This is a genomic window from Massilia phyllosphaerae (genome assembly GCF_034659755.1).
In the GTDB taxonomy this organism is placed as follows: domain Bacteria; phylum Pseudomonadota; class Gammaproteobacteria; order Burkholderiales; family Burkholderiaceae_D; genus Telluria; species Telluria phyllosphaerae.
Window position 1 is genome coordinate 718,349 of the sequence record NZ_JAXSQX010000001.1, and the last position, 18,621, is coordinate 736,969.

Below are 18,621 nucleotides of genomic sequence, written 5' to 3' on the forward strand. Positions count from 1 at the left end.
TTCGTATATCCTGCGAAACCATGAACAAACAGACTCCACTCAAGAACATCGTCATCGTCGGCGGCGGCACCGCCGGCTGGATGGCGGCTGCAGCGCTGTCGCGCCTCCTGAAGAACAAGTACGCCATCCGCCTGGTCGAGTCGGACGAAATTTCCAGCGTCGGCGTCGGCGAGTCCACGATTCCGATGATGCGCCTGTTTAACAACGTCCTCGGCATCAACGAGGACGAGTTCATGCGTGAGACCAAGGCCACCTTCAAGCTCGGCATCGAATTCACCGACTGGGGCAAAATCGGCGAGCGCTACATGCACGGCTTCGGCCGGTTCGGCCAGGACCTTGAAACGGTCGACTTCTTCCAGTACTGGCTGAAGGCCTACCGGGCCGGCCAGGCGCCCGACCTCGAGCATTATTCGATCAACCGCATGGCGGCGCATGCGAACAAATTCATACGGCCGTCGCCCGAGATGGCCAATTCGCCGCTGGCCGACATCGTTTACGCCTTCCACCTGGATGCCGGCCTGTACGCGCGCTACCTGCGCACCTACGCCGAGAAGCACGGCGTGGTGCGCACCGAAGGCAAGATCGTGCAGGTACGCCAGCGTCTGAATGGCGGACCCCGCGACGGCTTCATCGAAGCGGTCGCGCTGGAAGACGGCAGCGTGGTGGAGGGCGACCTGTTCCTCGATTGCTCGGGCTTCCGCGGCCTGCTGATCGAGCAGGCGCTGAATACCGGTTTCGAGGACTGGAGCCACTGGCTGCCCTGCGACCGCGCCTGGGCGGTGCCATGCGAATCGGGCGGCGACCTGCTCCCGTACACGCGCGCCAGCGCGCGCCCGGCCGGCTGGCAATGGCGTATCGGCCTGCAGCACCGCACCGGCAACGGCCACGTATTTTCGAGCCGCTTCATGAGCGACGACGAAGCGGCGGCCATCCTGATGAAGAACCTGGACGGCAAGCCGCTGGCCGAACCCAAGCTGCTGCGCTTCACCGCCGGCAAGCGCAAGAAGGCGTGGCACAAGAACGTGGTCGCGGTCGGGCTGTCGTCGGGCTTCCTGGAGCCGCTGGAATCGACCTCGATCTTCCTGATCCAGTCGGCGATCTCGCGCCTGGTCAGCTTTTTCCCGGACGCCGGCTTCCACCAGGCCGACATCGACGAGTTCAACCGCCAGTGCGATTTCGAGGTCGAGCGTATCCGCGACTTCATCATCCTGCACTACCACGCGACCGAGCGCAGCGACACGCCGTTCTGGGACCATATGCGCACGATGGCCATTCCCGATACGCTGCGCCGCAAGCTGGATTTATATGGAGCGCAGGGGCGGGTGGTGCGAGAAAACAACGAACTCTTCACGGAGATCGGCTGGCAGCAGGTGTTGCACGGGCAGGGCGTCCAAACCGCAGGCTACAACCCGTTGGTGGACCTGTTGAGCGACAAGGAACTGGGCGATTTTCTCGGAAATATCGAACGCGTGGTCGGCAAATGCGTCGATGTGATGCCTTCGCATAAGGAATTCATAAGGGCAATTGCCACAGCAAAGCGTTAAATAACAGGCATTTATCTCAAATAATCACAGCGTCCAGCCCTTGAACGAGTAAACTACAGTGTTTTAATCAGTCGGGGTCAGAGCCCAACCGTGAAAACCGGGCTCTGACCCCGAACGTTTTTGCTTTTTACGAGATTTTCTTTCATGCTTGAAACCCCGCTCCAGACGTTTGCCGACCTGAATATTCCCGCGCCCATCCTCAAGGCGCTCAAGGAAGTCGGCTACGAAACGCCATCGCCGATCCAGGCGGCCACCATTCCGCTGCTGATGGAAGGCCGCGACGTGCTGGGGCAGGCGCAAACCGGCACCGGCAAGACCGCCGCCTTCGCGCTGCCGGTGCTGGCCCAGATCGACACCAAGCTGACCGCGCCGCAGGCGCTGGTACTGGCGCCGACGCGCGAACTGGCGATCCAGGTGGCCGAAGCCTTCCAGAGCTATGCGGCCCACATCAAGGGCTTCCACGTGCTGCCGATCTACGGCGGCCAGGCTTATGGCCCGCAACTGGCGGCGCTGCGCCGCGGCGTGCACGTGGTGGTCGGCACCCCGGGCCGCGTGATCGACCACATCGAAAAGGGGTCGCTCGACCTGTCGCAGCTGAAGACCCTGATCCTCGACGAAGCCGACGAGATGCTGCGCATGGGCTTCATCGACGACGTCGAACAGATCCTGCAGCAGACCCCGGAGACGCGCCAGACCACGCTGTTCTCGGCGACCATGCCGCCGGCGATCAAGCGCATCGCCAAGACCTACCTGCGCGAGCCGCAGGAAGTCACGGTCGCCGCCAAGACAGGCACCGCCGAAAACATCACCCAGCGCTACTGGCTGGTGGCCGGCCTGCAAAAGATCGAGGCACTCACGCGCATCCTGGAAGCCGAGCCCTTCGACGGCATGATCATCTTCGCGCGCACCAAGCTCGGTACCGAAGAACTGGCCAGCAAGCTGCAGGCGCGCGGTTTCCTGGCCGCCGCCATCAACGGCGACCTGGCCCAGCAGCAGCGCGAGCGCACCATCGACCAGCTCAAGAACGGCAAGATCGACATCCTGGTCGCCACCGACGTCGCCGCACGCGGCCTGGACGTGGAGCGCATCAGCCACGTGATCAACTACGACGTGCCGTCGGACCCGGAAAGCTATACCCACCGCATCGGCCGCACCGGCCGCGCCGGCCGCAGCGGCCAGGCGATCCTGTTCATCACGCCGCGCGAACGCGGCCTGCTGAAGTCGATCGAGCGCGCCACGCGCCAGCCGGTGGCCGAACTGAAACTGCCGACCGTCAAGGCGGTTAACGACGTGCGCATCGCCCGCTTCAAGGACCAGATCGGCGAGACCCTGGCCGCCGGCGGCCTGGAGGTGTTCCGTTCGCTGATCGAAGAATACGAGCGTGACCAGAACGTGCCGGCGATCGACATCGCCGCCGCGCTGGCCAAGCTGTACCGCGGCGACGAGCCGCTGCTGATCGAGAAGCCGGACCGCGAGGCCAAGCCGGCCTTCGAGCCGCGCGAGCGCGAGCCGCGTGCGGAGGGCCGCGAGCGTTCGTTCGAGCGCGACGAGCGCCCGGCGCGCGCTGGCCGCGAAGGCTTCGCACCGCGCGAAGGGGAAGGCCGCCAGGGCTTCCGGAAGGAACGCGTGGCGCGCGCACCGGAACCGGGCATGGCCACCTACCGCATCGAAGTCGGCCACGCGCACGGCGTCAAGCCGGGCAACATCGTCGGCGCCATCGCCAACGAAGGCGGCATCGCGTCCAAGGAAATCGGCCGCATCGAGATCTACGACGACTTCAGCACCCTGGACATGCCGGCCGACCTGCCGCAGGACCTGGTCGACCACCTGAAGAAGGTGTGGGTGGCGGGGCAGCAGCTGGGCATCACGCGCGACGGCGAGGAACCGCCGGAAAAGAAGCCGGCCGCCAAGCGCAAGTTCGCGGACAAGAAGCCGCGTCGGTAGGGTGGACGGCTGTACCCGTCCGGGTATTGAGCCTGCTGCCTAAATGCCGTCCACGCGTGGCGCTTGCGTCATGTTAGCCTCCCTTCGGTCGCGGCCAACATGACGTTACCGTCACGCGTGGACGGCGTATGTGACAACGGTATTCAGACGTAGCGGTGGAGCCGTCCACCCTACGTTCGTGATCCTGTTGTTTGACTACATAATTTCATCGTCCCCTGACTGTTGTGTGAATTGACACTCGTCAATCCCCATGTTATTTTGCTACATCAGGTAGTCTGGCATACGTCCGGGCACCATCAGGGGACAAAGATGGACATGCAACTTCACTCGCTCAAACCGCGCCTGTCGTTCTGGCAGCTGTGGAACATGAGCTTCGGCTTCTTCGGCATCCAGTTCGGCTTCGCACTGCAGAACGCCAATACCAGCCGTATCTTTGCCACCCTCGGCGCCAACATGGACGACCTGTCCCTGTACTGGCTGGCCGCACCCGTCACCGGTCTGCTGGTGCAGCCCATCATCGGCTACCTCAGCGACAACACCTGGCACCCGACCTGGGGCCGCCGCCGTCCCTTCTTCTTCCTCGGTGCGATCTTCGCCACCATCGCGCTATTCCTGATGCCGAATTCCGCCGCCGTCTGGATGGCGGTAGCGGTGCTGTGGATGCTGGATGCCGCGATCAACGTATCGATGGAGCCGTTCCGCGCCTTTGTCGGCGACAAGCTCGATCCGTCGCAGCAGACCGCCGGCTTCGCGATGCAGACCTTCTTCATCGGCTGCGGCGCGGTGATCGCATCGCTGCTGCCGACCTTCTTCTCCGAGGTGATGCATGTCTCGAACACGCCGGTGGCCGGCGCGATTCCCGACACGGTGCGCTACTCCTTCTACCTCGGCGGCCTGGTGTTCCTGGTGGCCGTCAGCTGGACCGTGTTCACCGCCACCGAACTGCCGCCGCCGGACATGGAGCGCTTCCAGGCCCAGCGCCGCGCGTCGCGCGGTTTCGGCGTGGCGCTGCGCGAGATCGTCGGCGGCTTTGCCCAGATGCCGAAGACCATGGTGCAGCTGGCCTTCGTCCAGTTCTTCACCTGGATCGCCCTGTTCTCGCTGTGGATCTATACCGGCACCGCGATCGCCGACAGCGTCTACGGCACCACCGATGCGCAATCGAGCGCCTACCAGGAAGCCGCCAACTACGTCGGCGTCATGTTCGCGGTCTACAACGGCATCTCGGCGCTGGCCGCCTTCGTGCTGCCGGTGCTGGCGCGCGCCACCAGCCGCAAGGCCTGCCACGCGGTCTGCCTGGCGATCGGCGGCCTGTCGCTCGCCAGCCTGTTCTTCATCCACGACCGCCAGGTGCTGGCGCATGTGTTCGGCATCGACATCACGATGCTGATGCTGCCGATGATCGGCGTCGGCCTGGCCTGGGCCAGCATCCTGACCATGCCGTACGCGATCCTGGCCGGTGCGCTGCCGGCCAGCCGCATGGGTTACTACATGGGCCTGTTCAACTTCTTCGTGGTGATCCCGCAGATCGTCAGCGGCCTGCTGCTCGGCTTCTTCACCAAGCACCTGTTCGGCGGCCATGCGATCCTCACGCTGGTGCTGGGCGGTGCCTGCATGGTACTGGCAGCGGTATTGACGCTGTTCGTCACCGACAACGCCAAGCAGGCCACGCGATAATTGCGACGTGTTTTGCGTTCCTGTCGTATTGTAATGGTTTGACAACAAACCCATGCATCAACAGGAGCGCAACATGACGATTCAAACGGTAGCCACCCAACCCTTCGCCGGACAGCGTCCCGGCACCTCGGGCCTGCGCAAGAAGGTGACCGAGTTCCAGCAACCCGGCTATCTCGAAAACTTCGTCGAGGCGATTTTCCTGACCTTGGGCGACTGCAGCGGCCGTACCCTGGTGCTCGGCGGCGATGGCCGCTTCTTCAACCGCGAGGCGATCCAGACCATCCTGCGCATGGCCGCCGCCCACGGCGTGGCCAAGGTGCTGGTCGGCCGCGGCGGCATCCTGTCGACGCCGGCCGTCAGCTGCGTGATCCGCAAGCACGGCGCCTACGGGGGCATCGTGCTCTCCGCCAGCCACAACCCGGGCGGCCCGGACGGCGACTTCGGCATCAAGTACAACATCGAGAACGGCGGTCCGGCCCCGGAAAAGATCACCGAGGCGATCTTCGCGCATACCCAGTCCCTGAGCCAATACCTGATCAGCGACGCCGGCCCGGTCGACCTCGACCAGCTCGGCACGACGCAACTGGAAGCGATGCAGGTCGAGGTGATCGACTCGGTCGCCGACTATGCAGAACTCATGGAAAGCCTGTTCGACTTCGATGCCATCCGCGCGATGTTCGCGAAAGGCTTCACGATGAAATTCGACGGCATGGGCGCCGTCTCCGGCCCGTACGCGAAGGCGATCATCGAAGGCATCCTGAGGGCGCCGGCCGGCACCGTCATCAACGGCGAGCCGCTCGAGGACTTCGGCGGCCACCACCCGGACCCGAACCCGGTCAACGCCGCCGAACTGGTGGCGCTGATGAACGGTCCGGATGCGCCTGAATTCGGCGCCGCCTCGGACGGCGACGGCGACCGCAACATGATCGTCGGCCGCAACCTGGCGGTGTCGCCGTCGGACAGCCTGGCCATCATCGCCGCCAACGCGACGCTGGCGCCGGGCTACCGCGCCGGCATCAAGGGCATCGCGCGTTCGATGCCGACTTCGCAGGCGGCCGACCGCGTGGCCGAGGCGCTCGGCATCGCCTGCTTCGAGACCCCGACCGGCTGGAAGTACTTCGGCAACCTGCTCGACGCCGGCCTGGCCACGCTGTGCGGCGAAGAAAGCTACGGCACCGGTTCCGACCACATCCGCGAAAAGGATGGCCTGTGGGCCGTGCTGTTCTGGCTGAACCTGGTGGCCGCGACCGGCAAGTCGGTGAACCAGCTGGTGGAAGAGCATTGGGCGCGCTTCGGCCGCAACTATTATTCGCGCCACGACTACGAGGCGGTCGATACCGGCGCCGCCGACGCCATGATGGGGGCCCTGCGCGGCCAGCTGGAAGGCCTGGCCGGGCAGACGCTGGGCGAGTTCCGCGTACAGCAGGCCGACGACTTCGTCTACACCGACCCGATCGACAAGTCGGTCGCCACGCGCCAGGGCGTGCGCATCATCATGACCGATGGCTCGCGCATCGTGTTCCGCCTGTCGGGCACCGGCACCGAGGGCGCGACCGTGCGCCTCTACCTCGAGCGCTATGAAGCCGACCCGGCACGCCACCAGCTCGACACCCAGGAAGCGCTGGCGCCGCTGATCGCGATTGCCGAGCAGGTGTCGGGGCTCAAGCAGCGTACCGGGCGCGAGCAGCCTACCGTTGTCACATGATTTACTTCCGTCGCCCCTGCGAAGGCGCAAACAGGGCCACTGGCCCTGTTTCCTCCAAGTTGCTGGCGTACCGGTAACGCTTGCAAAACTTGGGCCCCTGCCTTCGCAGGGGCGACGTTCATTTACTAACTCAGGAACCTGAATGAAACTCTCCGCTCTTGCCGTTTCCCTGATGCTCGCCCTCGGTACCGCCTCGGCCGCCACTCCGGCTCCCGCAGCCGGAGGCAAGCCGAGCGCGGCCCGACCCTTCACCTGGGAAAACGCGACCGTCTACTTCTTGCTGACGGACCGCTTCAACAACGGCAACCCGGCCAACGACCTCGCCTACGGCCGCAAGGCTGATGCCGCCACCGCGCGCGGCTACATGGGCGGCGACCTGGCCGGCGTCACGGCGAAGATCAAGGAGGGCTATTTCACGGACCTGGGCGTGGATGCGATCTGGATCACCCCGCCGGTGGAGCAGATCCATGGCGCCACCGACGAAGGCACCGGCAAGTCCTACGGCTTCCACGGCTACTGGGCCAGCGACTTCACCGCGGTCGACGCCAATCTCGGCACCGAGCGGGACATGCACGAGCTGGTCGACGCCGCCCACGCGCGCGGCATCCGCGTGCTGCTGGACGTGGTGATGAACCACACCGGCCCGGTGACAGCGCAGGATCCGGCCTGGCCGGCAGAATGGGTGCGTACCGAGCCGGTATGCGGCTTCAAGACCATGCGCACCACCATCGAGTGCACGCTGGTGAAGAACCTGCCCGACATCCGCACCGACAGCAACGCGAAGGTCGAGCTGCCGCCAGGCCTGGTGGCCAAGTGGAAGCGGGAAGGGCGCTACGAGCGCGAGGTGAAGGAGCTGGACGACTTCTTCAAGCGCACCGGCTACCCGCGCGCGCCGCGCTACTACCTGATGAAATGGCACGCCGACTGGGTCCGCAAGTACGGCTTCGACGGCTTCCGCGCCGACACCGTCAAGCACACCGAGCCGGGCATCTGGAAAGAATTGAAAACGGTCGCCAGCGCGGCCTATGAAGACTGGAAACGCGCCAATCCAGCGAAGAAGGTCGCCGGCGACCTGCCGTTCTTCATGACGGCCGAGGTGTACGGCTACTCGATCAAGTCCGGCCGCGAATTCGCCTACGACGACGGCACCAAGGTCGATTACTTCGCCAACGGCTTCGACAGCATGATCAACTTCAGCATGGCGGGCGACGCGGCCAAGGGCTACGAGCAGCTGTTCTCGGGGTATTCCGCCATGCTCAACGGCCCCTTGAAGGGCGTGTCCGTCCTCAACTACCTCGACTCGCACGACGACGGCAATCCGTTCGACGCCATGCGCCAGTACCCGCTGGAAGCCGCCAACAAGCTGCTGCTGGCGCCGGGCGCGGCGCAGATCTACTACGGCGACGAAACCGCGCGCGTGCTCAAGATCGAGGGCGCGCAGGGCGACGCCAACCTGCGCTCCTTCATGAACTGGGACCAGCTGAAATCGAATGCGCGTGTCGGCCTGTACGGCGTGGCCGACGTGCAGGCGCACTGGGCGCGCCTGGGCCGCTTCCGCCACGCCCACCCGGCGGTCGGCGCCGGCGTGCACCAGATGATCGCCTCGATGCCGTACACCTTCAAGCGCACCTACGACAGCAACGGCGTGCGCGACCGTGTCGTGATCGCGCTGAACCTGCCGCTGGACCGCGACCTGCCGATTTCGGTGGCGGGCGTGTTCAACGACGGCCAGACCGTGCGCGATGCGTATTCGGGCAAGAGCGCGGTGGTTGCAAACGGCAAGGTGCAATTCAATGCGCGTGCGCCGGTGGCCCTGATCTCCCAGGACTGATGCCTGTCCGCGTCGTCCCCGCCTGCGGGGGGGACGACGCTGAAGCAGCAGATCGGCTAGACTTCCAGGCACCGCAATCCACCAAGGAAGCACCATGCCTGCACCAGCACGATTGTCCGCACTGTTCGGCGCACTCCTCACCGTCGCCACGTGCGGCGCCCATGCTGCCGCGCCCGCCGCAGAACCCGCCTACGGCCCCGAACTGGAAGGCTTCGACTACCCGCACCCGGTACAGCAATACCGCTTCACCTCGCAGGGCGTGCAGCTGCACATGGCCTACATGGACGTCAAGCCGGCCAAGCCGAACGGCCGCACCGTCGTCCTCCTGCACGGCAAGAACTTCTGCGCCGCGACCTGGGAAGGATCGATCGACGCGCTCACCAGGGCCGGCTACCGCGTGGTGGCGCCGGACCAGATCGGCTTCTGCAAGTCGAGCAAGCCGGAACACTATCAATACAGCTTCCAGCAGCTGGCGGCCAATACCCGCGGCCTGCTGGAATCGATCGGCGTGAAGCAGGCCACCATCATGGGCCACTCCACCGGCGGCATGCTGGCGGTGCGCTACGGCCTGCTGTATCCCGAGCAGACCGAGCAGCTGGTGCTGGCCAACCCGATCGGCCTGGAAGACTGGAAGGCGCTCGGCGTGCCTTCGCTCGGGGTCGACAAGTGGTACGAGCGCGAGCAGGGGCAGAACGCCGACAAGATCCGCAACTACGAAAAATCGACGTATTACGTGAATCAGTGGAAGCCCGAGTACGAGCCCTGGGTGCAGATGCTGGCCGGGATGTACCGCGGCGCCGGCAAGCAGATCGTGGCCTGGAATTCGGCCCTGCTGTACGACATGATCTATACCCAGCCGGTGGTGTACGAATTCCCGTTACTGAAAATGCCGGTGCTGCTGCTGATCGGGACCAGGGACACCACCGCCATCGGCAAGGATGCCGCACCGGCCGAGCTGCGTCCCAAGCTGGGCAATTACGCCGAGCTCGGCAAGCGCGCGGCCAAGGCGATTCCCCATGCGACGCTGGTCGAATTCGGCAACATGGGCCATGCGCCGCAGATGCAGGATCCGGCGGCGTTTCATGCGGCGCTGCTGAAGGGGCTCGCAGCCAGGTAAAACCCGCGCCACGGCGGCGCCCGGCTAGCGGCGTTGCCGCGGGCCGGCGGCGTCGTTCTTGCGCAAGGCCTTGACGAAGGCATCGTTGATGTCGCCGGCCGTGAATGGCTTGCGCACGAACTGCACGTCGAGCGCCTGCAGCCGTTCCGGCGACAGCATGTAGCCGCTGGTCAGTACCACCGGCAGCTCCGGATGGCGCTCGGCCAGCCAGCGCGCCAGCTCGATGCCGTCCATCGTACCGGGCATCATGACGTCGGAAAACACGATGTCGATGTCCCGCAGATCCGCCTGGATCGCCGCATCGGCGCTGTCGATCACGCGCACGCCGGCCTCCATCGACTGCAGCAGGCCGACCGTGGCGTCGGCGACCGCGGGATCGTCCTCGACGTACAGCACGCGTAGTCCCGCCAGGCCGTCCGCACGCAGTGTGGACGGGTCGACGACCGCTGCCGCTACCTGCTCCTGGCTGCGCGGCAGCAGGATGCCGATCGTGGTGCCGACCGGCTCGTGCCGGATGAAGGCCAGGCCATGGCTCTGGATGGCGAATCCGTACACCTGCGACAGGCCGAGCCCGGTGCCCTTGCCGATCGGCTTGGTCGTGAAGAAGGGCTCGAACGCCTGCTGCGCTGTGGCTTCGGACATGCCTTCGCCTTCATCCGTCATGAACACGCCGACGAAGTCGCCGCTGAGGCGGTCCCCTTGCGGCAGCGCCGGATCGGGCAATACCCAGTTGCGCACCTGCAGGGTCAGGGCGCCGCCGTCGGGCATCGCATCGCGCGCGTTGCCGGCGATGTTCAGCAGCGCGGCGTCGAGCTGCGCCGGGTCGGCCAGCACCGCCCACAGGGACGATGCCAGCTCCATGTGAAAGCGCACCTCCGGCCCGAGTGTACGCAGTATCATCTCCGAGGTCGCGCGCAGGTGGAGTCGCATGTCGATGGCGACGCTGGCCAGCGGCTGGCGGCGCGCGTAGGCCAGCAACTGCTGGGTCAGCGAAGCGCCATGTCCGGCCGAGCGGCGGATGCCGTCGAGGGCGCGCGTCACGCGCGGATCGTCGCTCTTCGCCAGCAGCATGCGCAGCAGGATTTCGCTGCCCGCCACCACTTGCAGGATATTGTTGAAATCATGCGCGATGCCGCCGGTCAGCTGGCCCAGCGATTCCAGGCGGCGCGCCTCGGCCAGCGACTGCTCGGCCCGGTGGCGCTCCTGCACTTCATGTTCCAGCAGGCGCGTGCGCTCCTCGACGGTCGATTCCAGCCGGCCCGCGTGTTGCGACAATTCGTCCAGCTGGTCGCGCACCGCGAATTGCAGGCGGCGCGTACGCAGCGCCGAACGCAGCGCCATCGTCAATGCCAGGCGGGTGGTGGGGCGCGTCAGCAGGATCACGTTGCCGATGCCCGCCAGCCGCGTGTAGCGGTCGGTGTCGATGTCGCGGCCCTCGCCGCTGGCCAGTACCACGATCGGCAGGTCGGACCACGCCGGCTGATGGCCCAGTCTTGCGCTCAGGTCCTGCAGCGAGCAACGCGCCAGCCCTTCCTCGGTAATCACGAGGGCCAGGGCGCTGTCGTCCGCCGCCGCGTAGAAGGTGGCCGCATCGACGCACACGCAGGCCTGCACGCCTTCGTGCTCGATGAGCGCACGCAGGGTGACGGCGTCGCCCGCGACCGGGGCAAACACCACCAGCGCCTGGTTCGACTCAGGCATCGAGAGGGTCCGCTCCGAACTCGTCATTATTTCCCCGGATACGTTCGCCGATGCGGATGCCCGCGTCGGTCAGTTCGAGCGCGTGGATGTCATGCGCATGCGGCCCCTGGCGCTTCTTGAGCACGCACACCGCCTTGCACACCGTGTTATCACTTTCATAATAGCGCATGGAAATGATGTTGTCCGTAATAATGCTGAGCGCGTCCGGTTCCTTCGACGTATCCAGCTGCGCCGAATGGGCGCCGACCACGATCGCCGTCACATTCATGTTATTCAGGTAGGAAAACAGTTCATTCATCTGGAGCAGCAGCGATTTTTCCTCGCGGATCACGTCCAGATAGGAATTGATGCTGTCGATGATGACCAGTTTCACATCCTTGTCTTCCACCAGGCGCCGTACGTTCCAGATGAATTCGCCCGGCGAAATGCGCGAGGGGTTGACGCGGCGCAGGAAGAAGCGCTGAGCCCCGGTGTCCGCATCCGGCTCCTGGCTACCGGTATCGCCCTGTTTGGTCTCGCCTGCCGGCATGCCTGCCACCATGCGCGAACGCAGCGTCGTCTCCGACTCGTCGAAGTTGAAATAGGCGACCTTGTATCCGGTTTTCAGGGCCGATAATGCGTACTGCAAGGCGAGCGTGGATTTTCCGGTGCCGGAAGGACCCAGGATCATGGTCGAACTGCTGGCCGTCAACGGGCCGCCGAACAAGGTGTCGAAGGCCTCGACGCCACTCGGTATGCTGAACTCTTCAGGGGGACGATGATGTTCTTGCGCAATAAGGCTCGGGAACACCAGGATCTCGCCGGTGACGATCGAGTAGTCGTGCCATCCGGTTTGAAAACTACCGCCGCGCATCTTGACGACGTGCAGGCGGCGCCGTGCAGCTCCGAAGCTGCGCTCCATGTAGTCGAGCGAGATGACGCTGTGCACCGCGCTCTGCAACTCGTATTCGCGGCCATCGGCCGTGATATCGTCGAGCAGCAGCACGGTGGCGCCGATCTCGGTCAGGCGCTGGCGCAGGGCGATGATCTGGCGCCGGTAATGGGCACTGTCGCGCGCCAGCAGGCGGATCTCGACCATCGAATCGATCACGACGCGCACCGCGCCGGCCTGGCTGACGCAGTCGGCAATGCGGTTCACCAGGCTGACGAGTTCGGTGTCGGTCGGCAGCAGGATGGTCTGCGGCGACGTCGCCTCGGGCAAGGGGATCATTTCCACGATGTCGATGCCGTCGAGCGGCCAGCCGTGGTTGTTCGCGCTTTCGCGCAGTTCATCCTCGGCTTCCGACAGGCTCAGGTACAGCCCTGGCGTGCCCATCTTTGCACCTTCGAGCAGGTAACGCAGGCCGAGCGTGGTCTTGCCGGTGCCCGGCCGTCCCTCGATCAGGTGGATGCGGCGCGGTACCAGGCCGCCATGCAAGACCGCGTCGAACTCCGGGATCCCTGTCGGGATTCTTTCTGTATGAATAGTCATGGTGCCGCCTTGCCGGTAAATTGGTGAGCCGGTCCACAAGGTGAACCGATTGTTACCGTAATGATAATTTGGTTGTTCAATTAGTGTCGCAGGGGACATTTAAAAAATGCAATTCAATCAATGGTATCCTTGGTGCAATAAGGGAATTCACCCAATCGAGACATCATGACGACCCAGGCCCAGCCCCAGCCCGCTAGCGAATCCACACCCGAACCCAAATACCCGCGCGCCGCCTACAGCGACGGCCCGCGCCTGCTGGCCGACATCGGCGCCACCCACGCGCGCTTTGCGCTGGAAACGGCGCCGGGCGTGCTACGCGACGTGGCGGTGCTGCTGTGCGACGACTACCCGGGTATCGAACCGCTGCTGCAGGCTTACCTGGCGCAGGCGAATGCCGGCCGCATCAGCCACGCCGCATTCGCACTGGCCAATCCGATCAGCGGCGATTTCATCCGCATGACCAACCGCGACTGGCAGTTCTCCACCGACGAGGTAAGGCGCACGCTCGGCCTGAACACGCTCCTGATCGTGAACGACTTTACGGCATTGGCGATGGCCTTGCCAGGCTTCCGGCCGGAAGACCTGATGCAGGTGGGCGGCGGCAAGCCGCAGGCGAACGCGGTGGCCGGCGTGCTCGGCCCCGGCACCGGCCTGGGCGTCTCGGGCGTGATCCCGACCGTGGACGGCTTCGTTACCCTCGGCAGCGAAGGCGGCCACGTCAACTTCGCGCCCAGCGACGAGCGCGAGTTCGCGATCCTGCAGTATGCCTGGCGCGAATGGCGCCACGTCTCGAACGAGCGCCTGATCTCGGGCCCCGGCATGGAAATCATCTATCGGGCGCTGGCGCAGCGCAACGGCGTCAGCGCCAAGATGCGCAGCTCGGCCGAGATCATCACCGGCGCGCTGGACCAGCACGACCCGCTGTGCCTGGAGGTGCTGGAATGCTTCTCGGGCATGCTGGGCGGCGCGGCGGCCAACCTCGGTGTCACGCTCGGCGCTTTCGGGGGCATCTTCATCGGCGGCGGCATCGTGCCGCGCATGGGCGAATGGTTCAAGACCTCGCCGTTCCGCGCGCGCTTCGAAGCCAAGGGCCGCTTCACCGACTACGTGGCCCAGATCCCGACCTACGTGATCATGACGCCGAATCCGGCGCTGAACGGCGTGTCGGCGATCCTGTCCGAGCACCTGCGCAATCGCAGCGGCGCCAACACCCTGATGGAGCGCGTGCAGAACCTGCAGCACGAGCTGTCGCCGGCCGAACAGCGCGTTGCCAGCCTGGTCATCGAGCATCCGCGCAAGGTATTGTCGGAGCCGATCGCCGAGATCGCGAAGCTGGCCGACGTCAGCCAGCCGACCGTGATCCGCTTCTGCCGCTCGCTCGGCTTTACCGGCCTGGCCGACTTCAAGCTGAAATTCGCGGGCAGCCTGACCGGCACCATCCCGGTGCGCCACAGCCAGGTGCGCATGACCGACAGCACCCACGATTTGTCGGCCAAGGTCATCGACAACACGGTGTCGGCGATCCTGAAATTCCGCGACCAGCTCGACGTGCACTCGATCGACCGCGCGATCGAGATCCTGCGCAAGGCAAAACGCATCGAGTTCTACGCGATGGGCAATTCACGCGTGGTGGCGCTCGACGGCCAGCACAAGTTCTTCCGCTTCCGCATCCCGACCACCTCGTACGGCGACTCGCACCTGTTCTCGATGGCTGCCGAACTGCTCGGCCCCGGCGACGTCGTGATCGCGATCTCGACCGCCGGCCAGCTGCCCGAGCTCCTGAGTGCGGTCGATACCGCGCGTGCCGCCGGCGCCGACGTCATCGCCATCACCAGCAGCAAGTCGGCACTGGCGCGCAAGGCCAGCATCTGCCTGGCGGTCGACCACGCCGAGGATTCGACGACCTTCCTGTCGATGATTTCGCGCATCCTGCAGCTGCTGCTCATCGACATCATGGCGGTGGGGATTTCACTGGGGCCGCAGGGAGAGGCGGCGGGCGAGGGCGACAGCGAGCGCCGCCGCCTCTTGATCTCGCACCTGGACAGCTGAGCCGCGCCAGTCTTCAGAAGGCCTTGCAGGCGGTCAGCCAGCCGCCCGGGCCTTCCCACGTCAGCCCGATACCGGCACCCGACAGCGTGGCCCGGTTTTGCGCGGGCGTCCACGGGTCGCGGTTGATGCGCACGCGCGCGCTTTCGGCAGAGGCGAGCGCCTGCCAGCGGCCCGCCGGGCTCCCGAGTTCGTGGCGCAACTCGGCCGAGCCGACGTAGCCGGTCTTTTCATTTAACACCTTGAAACGTCTCTTACAGGCCGGGGAACAGCTTTCTTTGGCACTTGGCGGCACACTGTGAGCGTCCGTACAGAACGCACTCAAAGTTGCGCGGTAGCATTTGTCATCGATATAGAGAAGGAAAAATTATGAAATTCGCCAAGCCAACCATTATGCGTATCGCAGCCGCCCTGGCCCTGACCGCCGCGGCCACTTCCTCGTTCGCCCAAAGCCAGGAAGCGCGCCGTGGTTTCGACGCCGGCTACGAAGCGGGCCAGCGCGACGCCCAATACGACCGCGGTGGTCCGCGCGGCCCGCGCTGGGACCGTGTACGCATCCTGGAAGCCGAATATGGCGCGCGCGGCCGCATGTGCGACGCGCGCCGCGCGGTGCAGCGCGACGTCGTGCGCAACCGTGGCGCTATCCAGGTCGACAACGGGCTGTGCGGCGATCCGGCAGGCGGCATCCCGAAACGCCTGCGCGTGGTCTACCGCTGCCACGATACCGCCCCGGGACGCGTGGTCGCGCGCGAGGGCGAAACCCTGCGCCTGACCTGCCGCTGGTAACAGCTTGTCTCAGGCGGTAAGTCAGTCCTCGACGAAGACCACCGCCGTGCGCGGCGGAATCTCGTAGCTGCCGGTGGCGCTGTCGAAGCTGGCCTGCGTGGCCCGCTTGTCGGCGACGCCGGCGGCGGTGAACACCGGATGCAGGCGCATGCGCTTGCCCACCGCCTGCGGGTCGGTGACCGTGTGGCCGATCTTGTCGACGTTGATGAAGTAGGCGAGGCCGTTGAAGCCCGCGCCCTCGTAGCCGCGGCCGTCCAGCCAGGCCGCCGCCACGGTCGGGATCTGCTGCGCGCCGGTGTTGAAGAAACGCAGGCGGCGCGCGATCTCGGCAGCCGTCGGCAGGCGGAACAGCGTCGAGCTGGCGCGCACCGCCAGCAGGTCGCGGAAGGCGTCACGGGTCCAGGCGATATCGCTTGGCGCCGGCTTGAACGCGGCATTCGTCAGCAGCGGCTTGATCAGCGCATAGTCCTTGCCGTTGTCGGCTTCGGGCGGCAGGCCGGTGCCGAAGTAGTTGTCGCGGTAGGTCCAGTCGAGGCGGTTGAACCAGTCACCCGAATTGAAGCTGTTGCGGTCGAGCGACTTCGAGCGCAGCACGTCGATGCCGGCGTGGTAGTAGGCGATGCCCTGGCTGAAGGCATCCACCGCCATGCCCAGCACCTGTACGCGCGCGCGTTCCTGGCTCGACGTGCCCGCGGGCAGCTTGAACACGCCGATGTCGAACAGCGTCTGGTTGTCGTGGTTCTCGACGTAGTTGACCACTTCGCCCGGCTCCGCGGCGTAGCCGGCAGGCTGGCCGTTGTAGTCGATCGACGCCAGCGTCTTCACCTGGCCATCGTAGGTCTGCAGCGGATATGAACGGATCGAGCCCGCCAGGCCGGCGCGCACCAGGTCGGCCGCCCTCAGGAGTTCGGCCGCCGGCACCGGCCCTGCGTGCGCATTCGGGTCGTACACCAGGCCGTTGATCCAGCCCTGGCGCTTGAACAGCGCTTCGCCGGCATCGCCCGCGGAGCCGCCGCGCACCGCGTCGCGGGTACGGTCGTTGAAGGTGCCGATCCCGCTGCCGTTCAGGGATAGCTGCGACGCCTGCACGAAGCGCGCGCCGTCCGCCACTTCGCCGAAATTCCAGCCTTCGCCGAGCAGCTGCACCTGGCGGCCGGCCGCGGCGTTCACTTTCTGCTGCAGCTGTTCCATCACCGTGCGCGGCTGGTGGCCCATCAGGTCGAAGCGGAAGGAATCGATCCGGTACTGGGTCGCCCACAGCGCCACCGAATCGATCATCAGCTTGCCCATCATGAGGTTTTCGGTGGCGGTGTTGTCGCAGCAGGTCGACTGCTCGACGGCGCCTTTCGCATCCAGGCGGTGGTAGTAGCCGGGCACGATGCGGTCCAGCACCGATTTCTCGTCCTGGCCGGCCTTGAAGGTGTGGTTGTACACCACGTCCATGCCGACGCGCAGGCCGGCCTTGTGCAGGCTGGCGACCATCTTGCGGAACTCGAGCACGCGCACTTCGGCGCGCGCCGGATCGGTGGCGTAGCTGCCTTCCGGTGCGTTGTAGTGATACGGGTCGTAGCCCCAGTTGAAGCAGTCGGTCTGGGCGGTCTTTTTCACCAGCGCCTGCTGGGCCAGGCCGTCGGCCGGGCCGAAGGGGGCCGGCACGGCGCAGCCGGTTTCGGGCACGCTGCCGATGTCGTACACCGGCAGCAGGTGGACGTCGGTAAGGCCGGACTTGGCCAGCGCCGCCAGGTGCTGCATGCCCTTGCTGTTGGTGTCGGTGAAGGCGAGGTATTTGCCGCGGTGCTCGGATGGAACGCTGTCGTCGTTGATCGAGAAGTCGCGCACGTGCAGTTCGTAGACCACCATGTCGGTCGGCTGCTTCACCGTCTGTGGCGCCGGGGCGGCATCCCAGCCGGCCGGCTTCAGGCGCGGCGCATCCAGGCGCCCGATGTAGCTGCGCTTGGAGTCCGCGCTCAGGCTGACCGAATACGGGTCGGTCACCATGTTGCGCACGATGCCGGCGCCGTCGACCGGCACGTCGACCGCATATTTATAGTACTTGCCCGAGAGGTCGCCCGGCAGCGCCACGCTCCAGGTGCCGGTCTTGTCGTCGAAGCGCATCTGGTACACCGCGCCGGTTGGCTTGGCCGGTCCGTTGTAGATGCAGACCGCGGCCTGCTGGGCGGTCGGCGCCCACAGCGTGAAGGCGGTGCGGTTGGCGGCCACGCTCGCGCCCAGCTTGTCGAGGCCGGCCGCCGCCGCGTACAGGTCGTCCAGCGCACCGGCCACCTGGATGCGGGTGGCGGCGCGCACGGTGCCCTGTGCGTCTTCCTGCACCAGCACCAGCTGCTGGCGCAGCAGGGCGCGCAGGTCGTCGGCATCGCTCTCGCGCACCTGCAGGACCGGACCGTCGGCCAGGTACTTGAAGCGCGCCGCGGCGGCGGCCGGCACCGTGCCCGTGAAGCGCTCGAGCGTGATGAAGCCGCTCGCGCCGCCGGCCTTGCCGCCGGCCGGTGCCGTGATCGTGCCGTTCGCCGCGTAGTACAGCTTGAAGACCGCGCCGGCGTCGGCGCCCGGCCATTTGACCAGGCGTCTATCGAGCCAGACGGCGCGCGCATCGAAGCTGGCCGCGGCCGGGTGCTGGTTGATCTGGAAGGCGCTGCTTTCGCACGCCTCGGGGGTGACGGCGGCATGCGCGCCGCCGGCCAGCAGCGCCATCGACATGATCGATGCGGCGCCGGCGGTGGGGAAGGTTTTATTCATGAATCACAATCTGAGACAAAAAGCAGGCCACTCATTCAACTG

The 18,621-nt window shown here is 65.7% G+C and carries 12 protein-coding genes; 8 read left to right on the forward strand and 4 right to left on the reverse strand.

Annotation, left to right across the window (positions count from 1 at the left end; all coding sequences use genetic code 11):
* Positions 1–20 precede the first annotated feature (20 nt).
* The 6 genes from U1H99_RS03135 to U1H99_RS03160 all read left to right on the forward strand — a co-directional run bounded on the left by U1H99_RS03135 (position 21) and on the right by U1H99_RS03160 (position 9,818).
* On the forward strand, positions 21–1,544 hold the full coding sequence (locus U1H99_RS03135; protein ID WP_323140309.1) for a tryptophan halogenase family protein: 1,524 nt from the start codon (positions 21–23) through the stop codon (positions 1,542–1,544).
* A gap of 144 nt (positions 1,545–1,688) precedes the next feature.
* On the forward strand, positions 1,689–3,488 hold the full coding sequence (locus U1H99_RS03140) for a DEAD/DEAH box helicase (RefSeq protein ID WP_323140310.1): 1,800 nt from the start codon (positions 1,689–1,691) through the stop codon (positions 3,486–3,488).
* 309 nt (positions 3,489–3,797) lie between these two features.
* Positions 3,798–5,165: an MFS transporter gene (locus U1H99_RS03145; RefSeq protein ID WP_141832204.1), complete on the forward strand. Its 1,368-nt coding sequence runs from the start codon at positions 3,798–3,800 to the stop codon at positions 5,163–5,165.
* Between the two features lie 73 nt (positions 5,166–5,238).
* Positions 5,239–6,870 (forward strand): alpha-D-glucose phosphate-specific phosphoglucomutase, encoded by a 1,632-nt coding sequence (locus U1H99_RS03150; protein WP_323140311.1) that lies wholly within the window; start codon positions 5,239–5,241, stop codon positions 6,868–6,870.
* A gap of 142 nt (positions 6,871–7,012) precedes the next feature.
* Positions 7,013–8,701 (forward strand): alpha-amylase family glycosyl hydrolase, encoded by a 1,689-nt coding sequence (locus U1H99_RS03155; RefSeq protein ID WP_323140312.1) that lies wholly within the window; start codon positions 7,013–7,015, stop codon positions 8,699–8,701.
* 94 nt (positions 8,702–8,795) lie between these two features.
* On the forward strand, positions 8,796–9,818 hold the full coding sequence (locus U1H99_RS03160) for an alpha/beta fold hydrolase (RefSeq protein ID WP_323140313.1): 1,023 nt from the start codon (positions 8,796–8,798) through the stop codon (positions 9,816–9,818).
* 24 nt (positions 9,819–9,842) lie between these two features.
* Here U1H99_RS03160 and U1H99_RS03165 read toward each other — a convergent pair whose 3' ends face one another.
* On the reverse strand, positions 9,843–11,519 hold the full coding sequence (locus tag U1H99_RS03165; RefSeq protein ID WP_323140314.1) for a response regulator: 1,677 nt from the start codon (positions 11,517–11,519) through the stop codon (positions 9,843–9,845).
* Positions 11,512–12,990 carry an ATPase domain-containing protein gene (locus tag U1H99_RS03170; RefSeq protein ID WP_323140315.1) on the reverse strand — a complete coding sequence of 493 codons (1,479 nt, stop codon included), beginning with the start codon at positions 12,988–12,990 and terminating at the stop codon, positions 11,512–11,514. Before U1H99_RS03170 ends, U1H99_RS03165 begins: the two co-directional genes overlap by 8 nt.
* 165 nt (positions 12,991–13,155) lie before the next feature.
* On the opposite strand from U1H99_RS03170, the gene U1H99_RS03175 reads away from it, so the two are divergent.
* A complete protein-coding gene (locus U1H99_RS03175; RefSeq protein ID WP_323140316.1) occupies positions 13,156–15,039 on the forward strand; it encodes a glucokinase in 1,884 nt (627 codons plus the stop codon).
* Between the two features lie 13 nt (positions 15,040–15,052).
* On the opposite strand, the gene U1H99_RS03180 is transcribed toward U1H99_RS03175, so the two are convergent.
* Positions 15,053–15,277 (reverse strand): hypothetical protein, encoded by a 225-nt coding sequence (locus tag U1H99_RS03180; protein ID WP_323140317.1) that lies wholly within the window; start codon positions 15,275–15,277, stop codon positions 15,053–15,055.
* Between the two features lie 128 nt (positions 15,278–15,405).
* On the opposite strand from U1H99_RS03180, the gene U1H99_RS03185 reads away from it, so the two are divergent.
* The gene (locus U1H99_RS03185; protein WP_323140318.1) at positions 15,406–15,822 is read left to right on the forward strand and encodes a DnaJ-like protein C-terminal domain-containing protein; all 417 of its coding nucleotides are present in this window, start codon (positions 15,406–15,408) and stop codon (positions 15,820–15,822) included.
* 21 nt (positions 15,823–15,843) lie between these two features.
* Here U1H99_RS03185 and U1H99_RS03190 read toward each other — a convergent pair whose 3' ends face one another.
* Positions 15,844–18,579, reverse strand: coding sequence for an alpha-1,6-glucosidase domain-containing protein (locus U1H99_RS03190; RefSeq protein WP_323140319.1), 2,736 nt, complete (start codon positions 18,577–18,579; stop codon positions 15,844–15,846).
* Positions 18,580–18,621 lie beyond the last annotated feature (42 nt).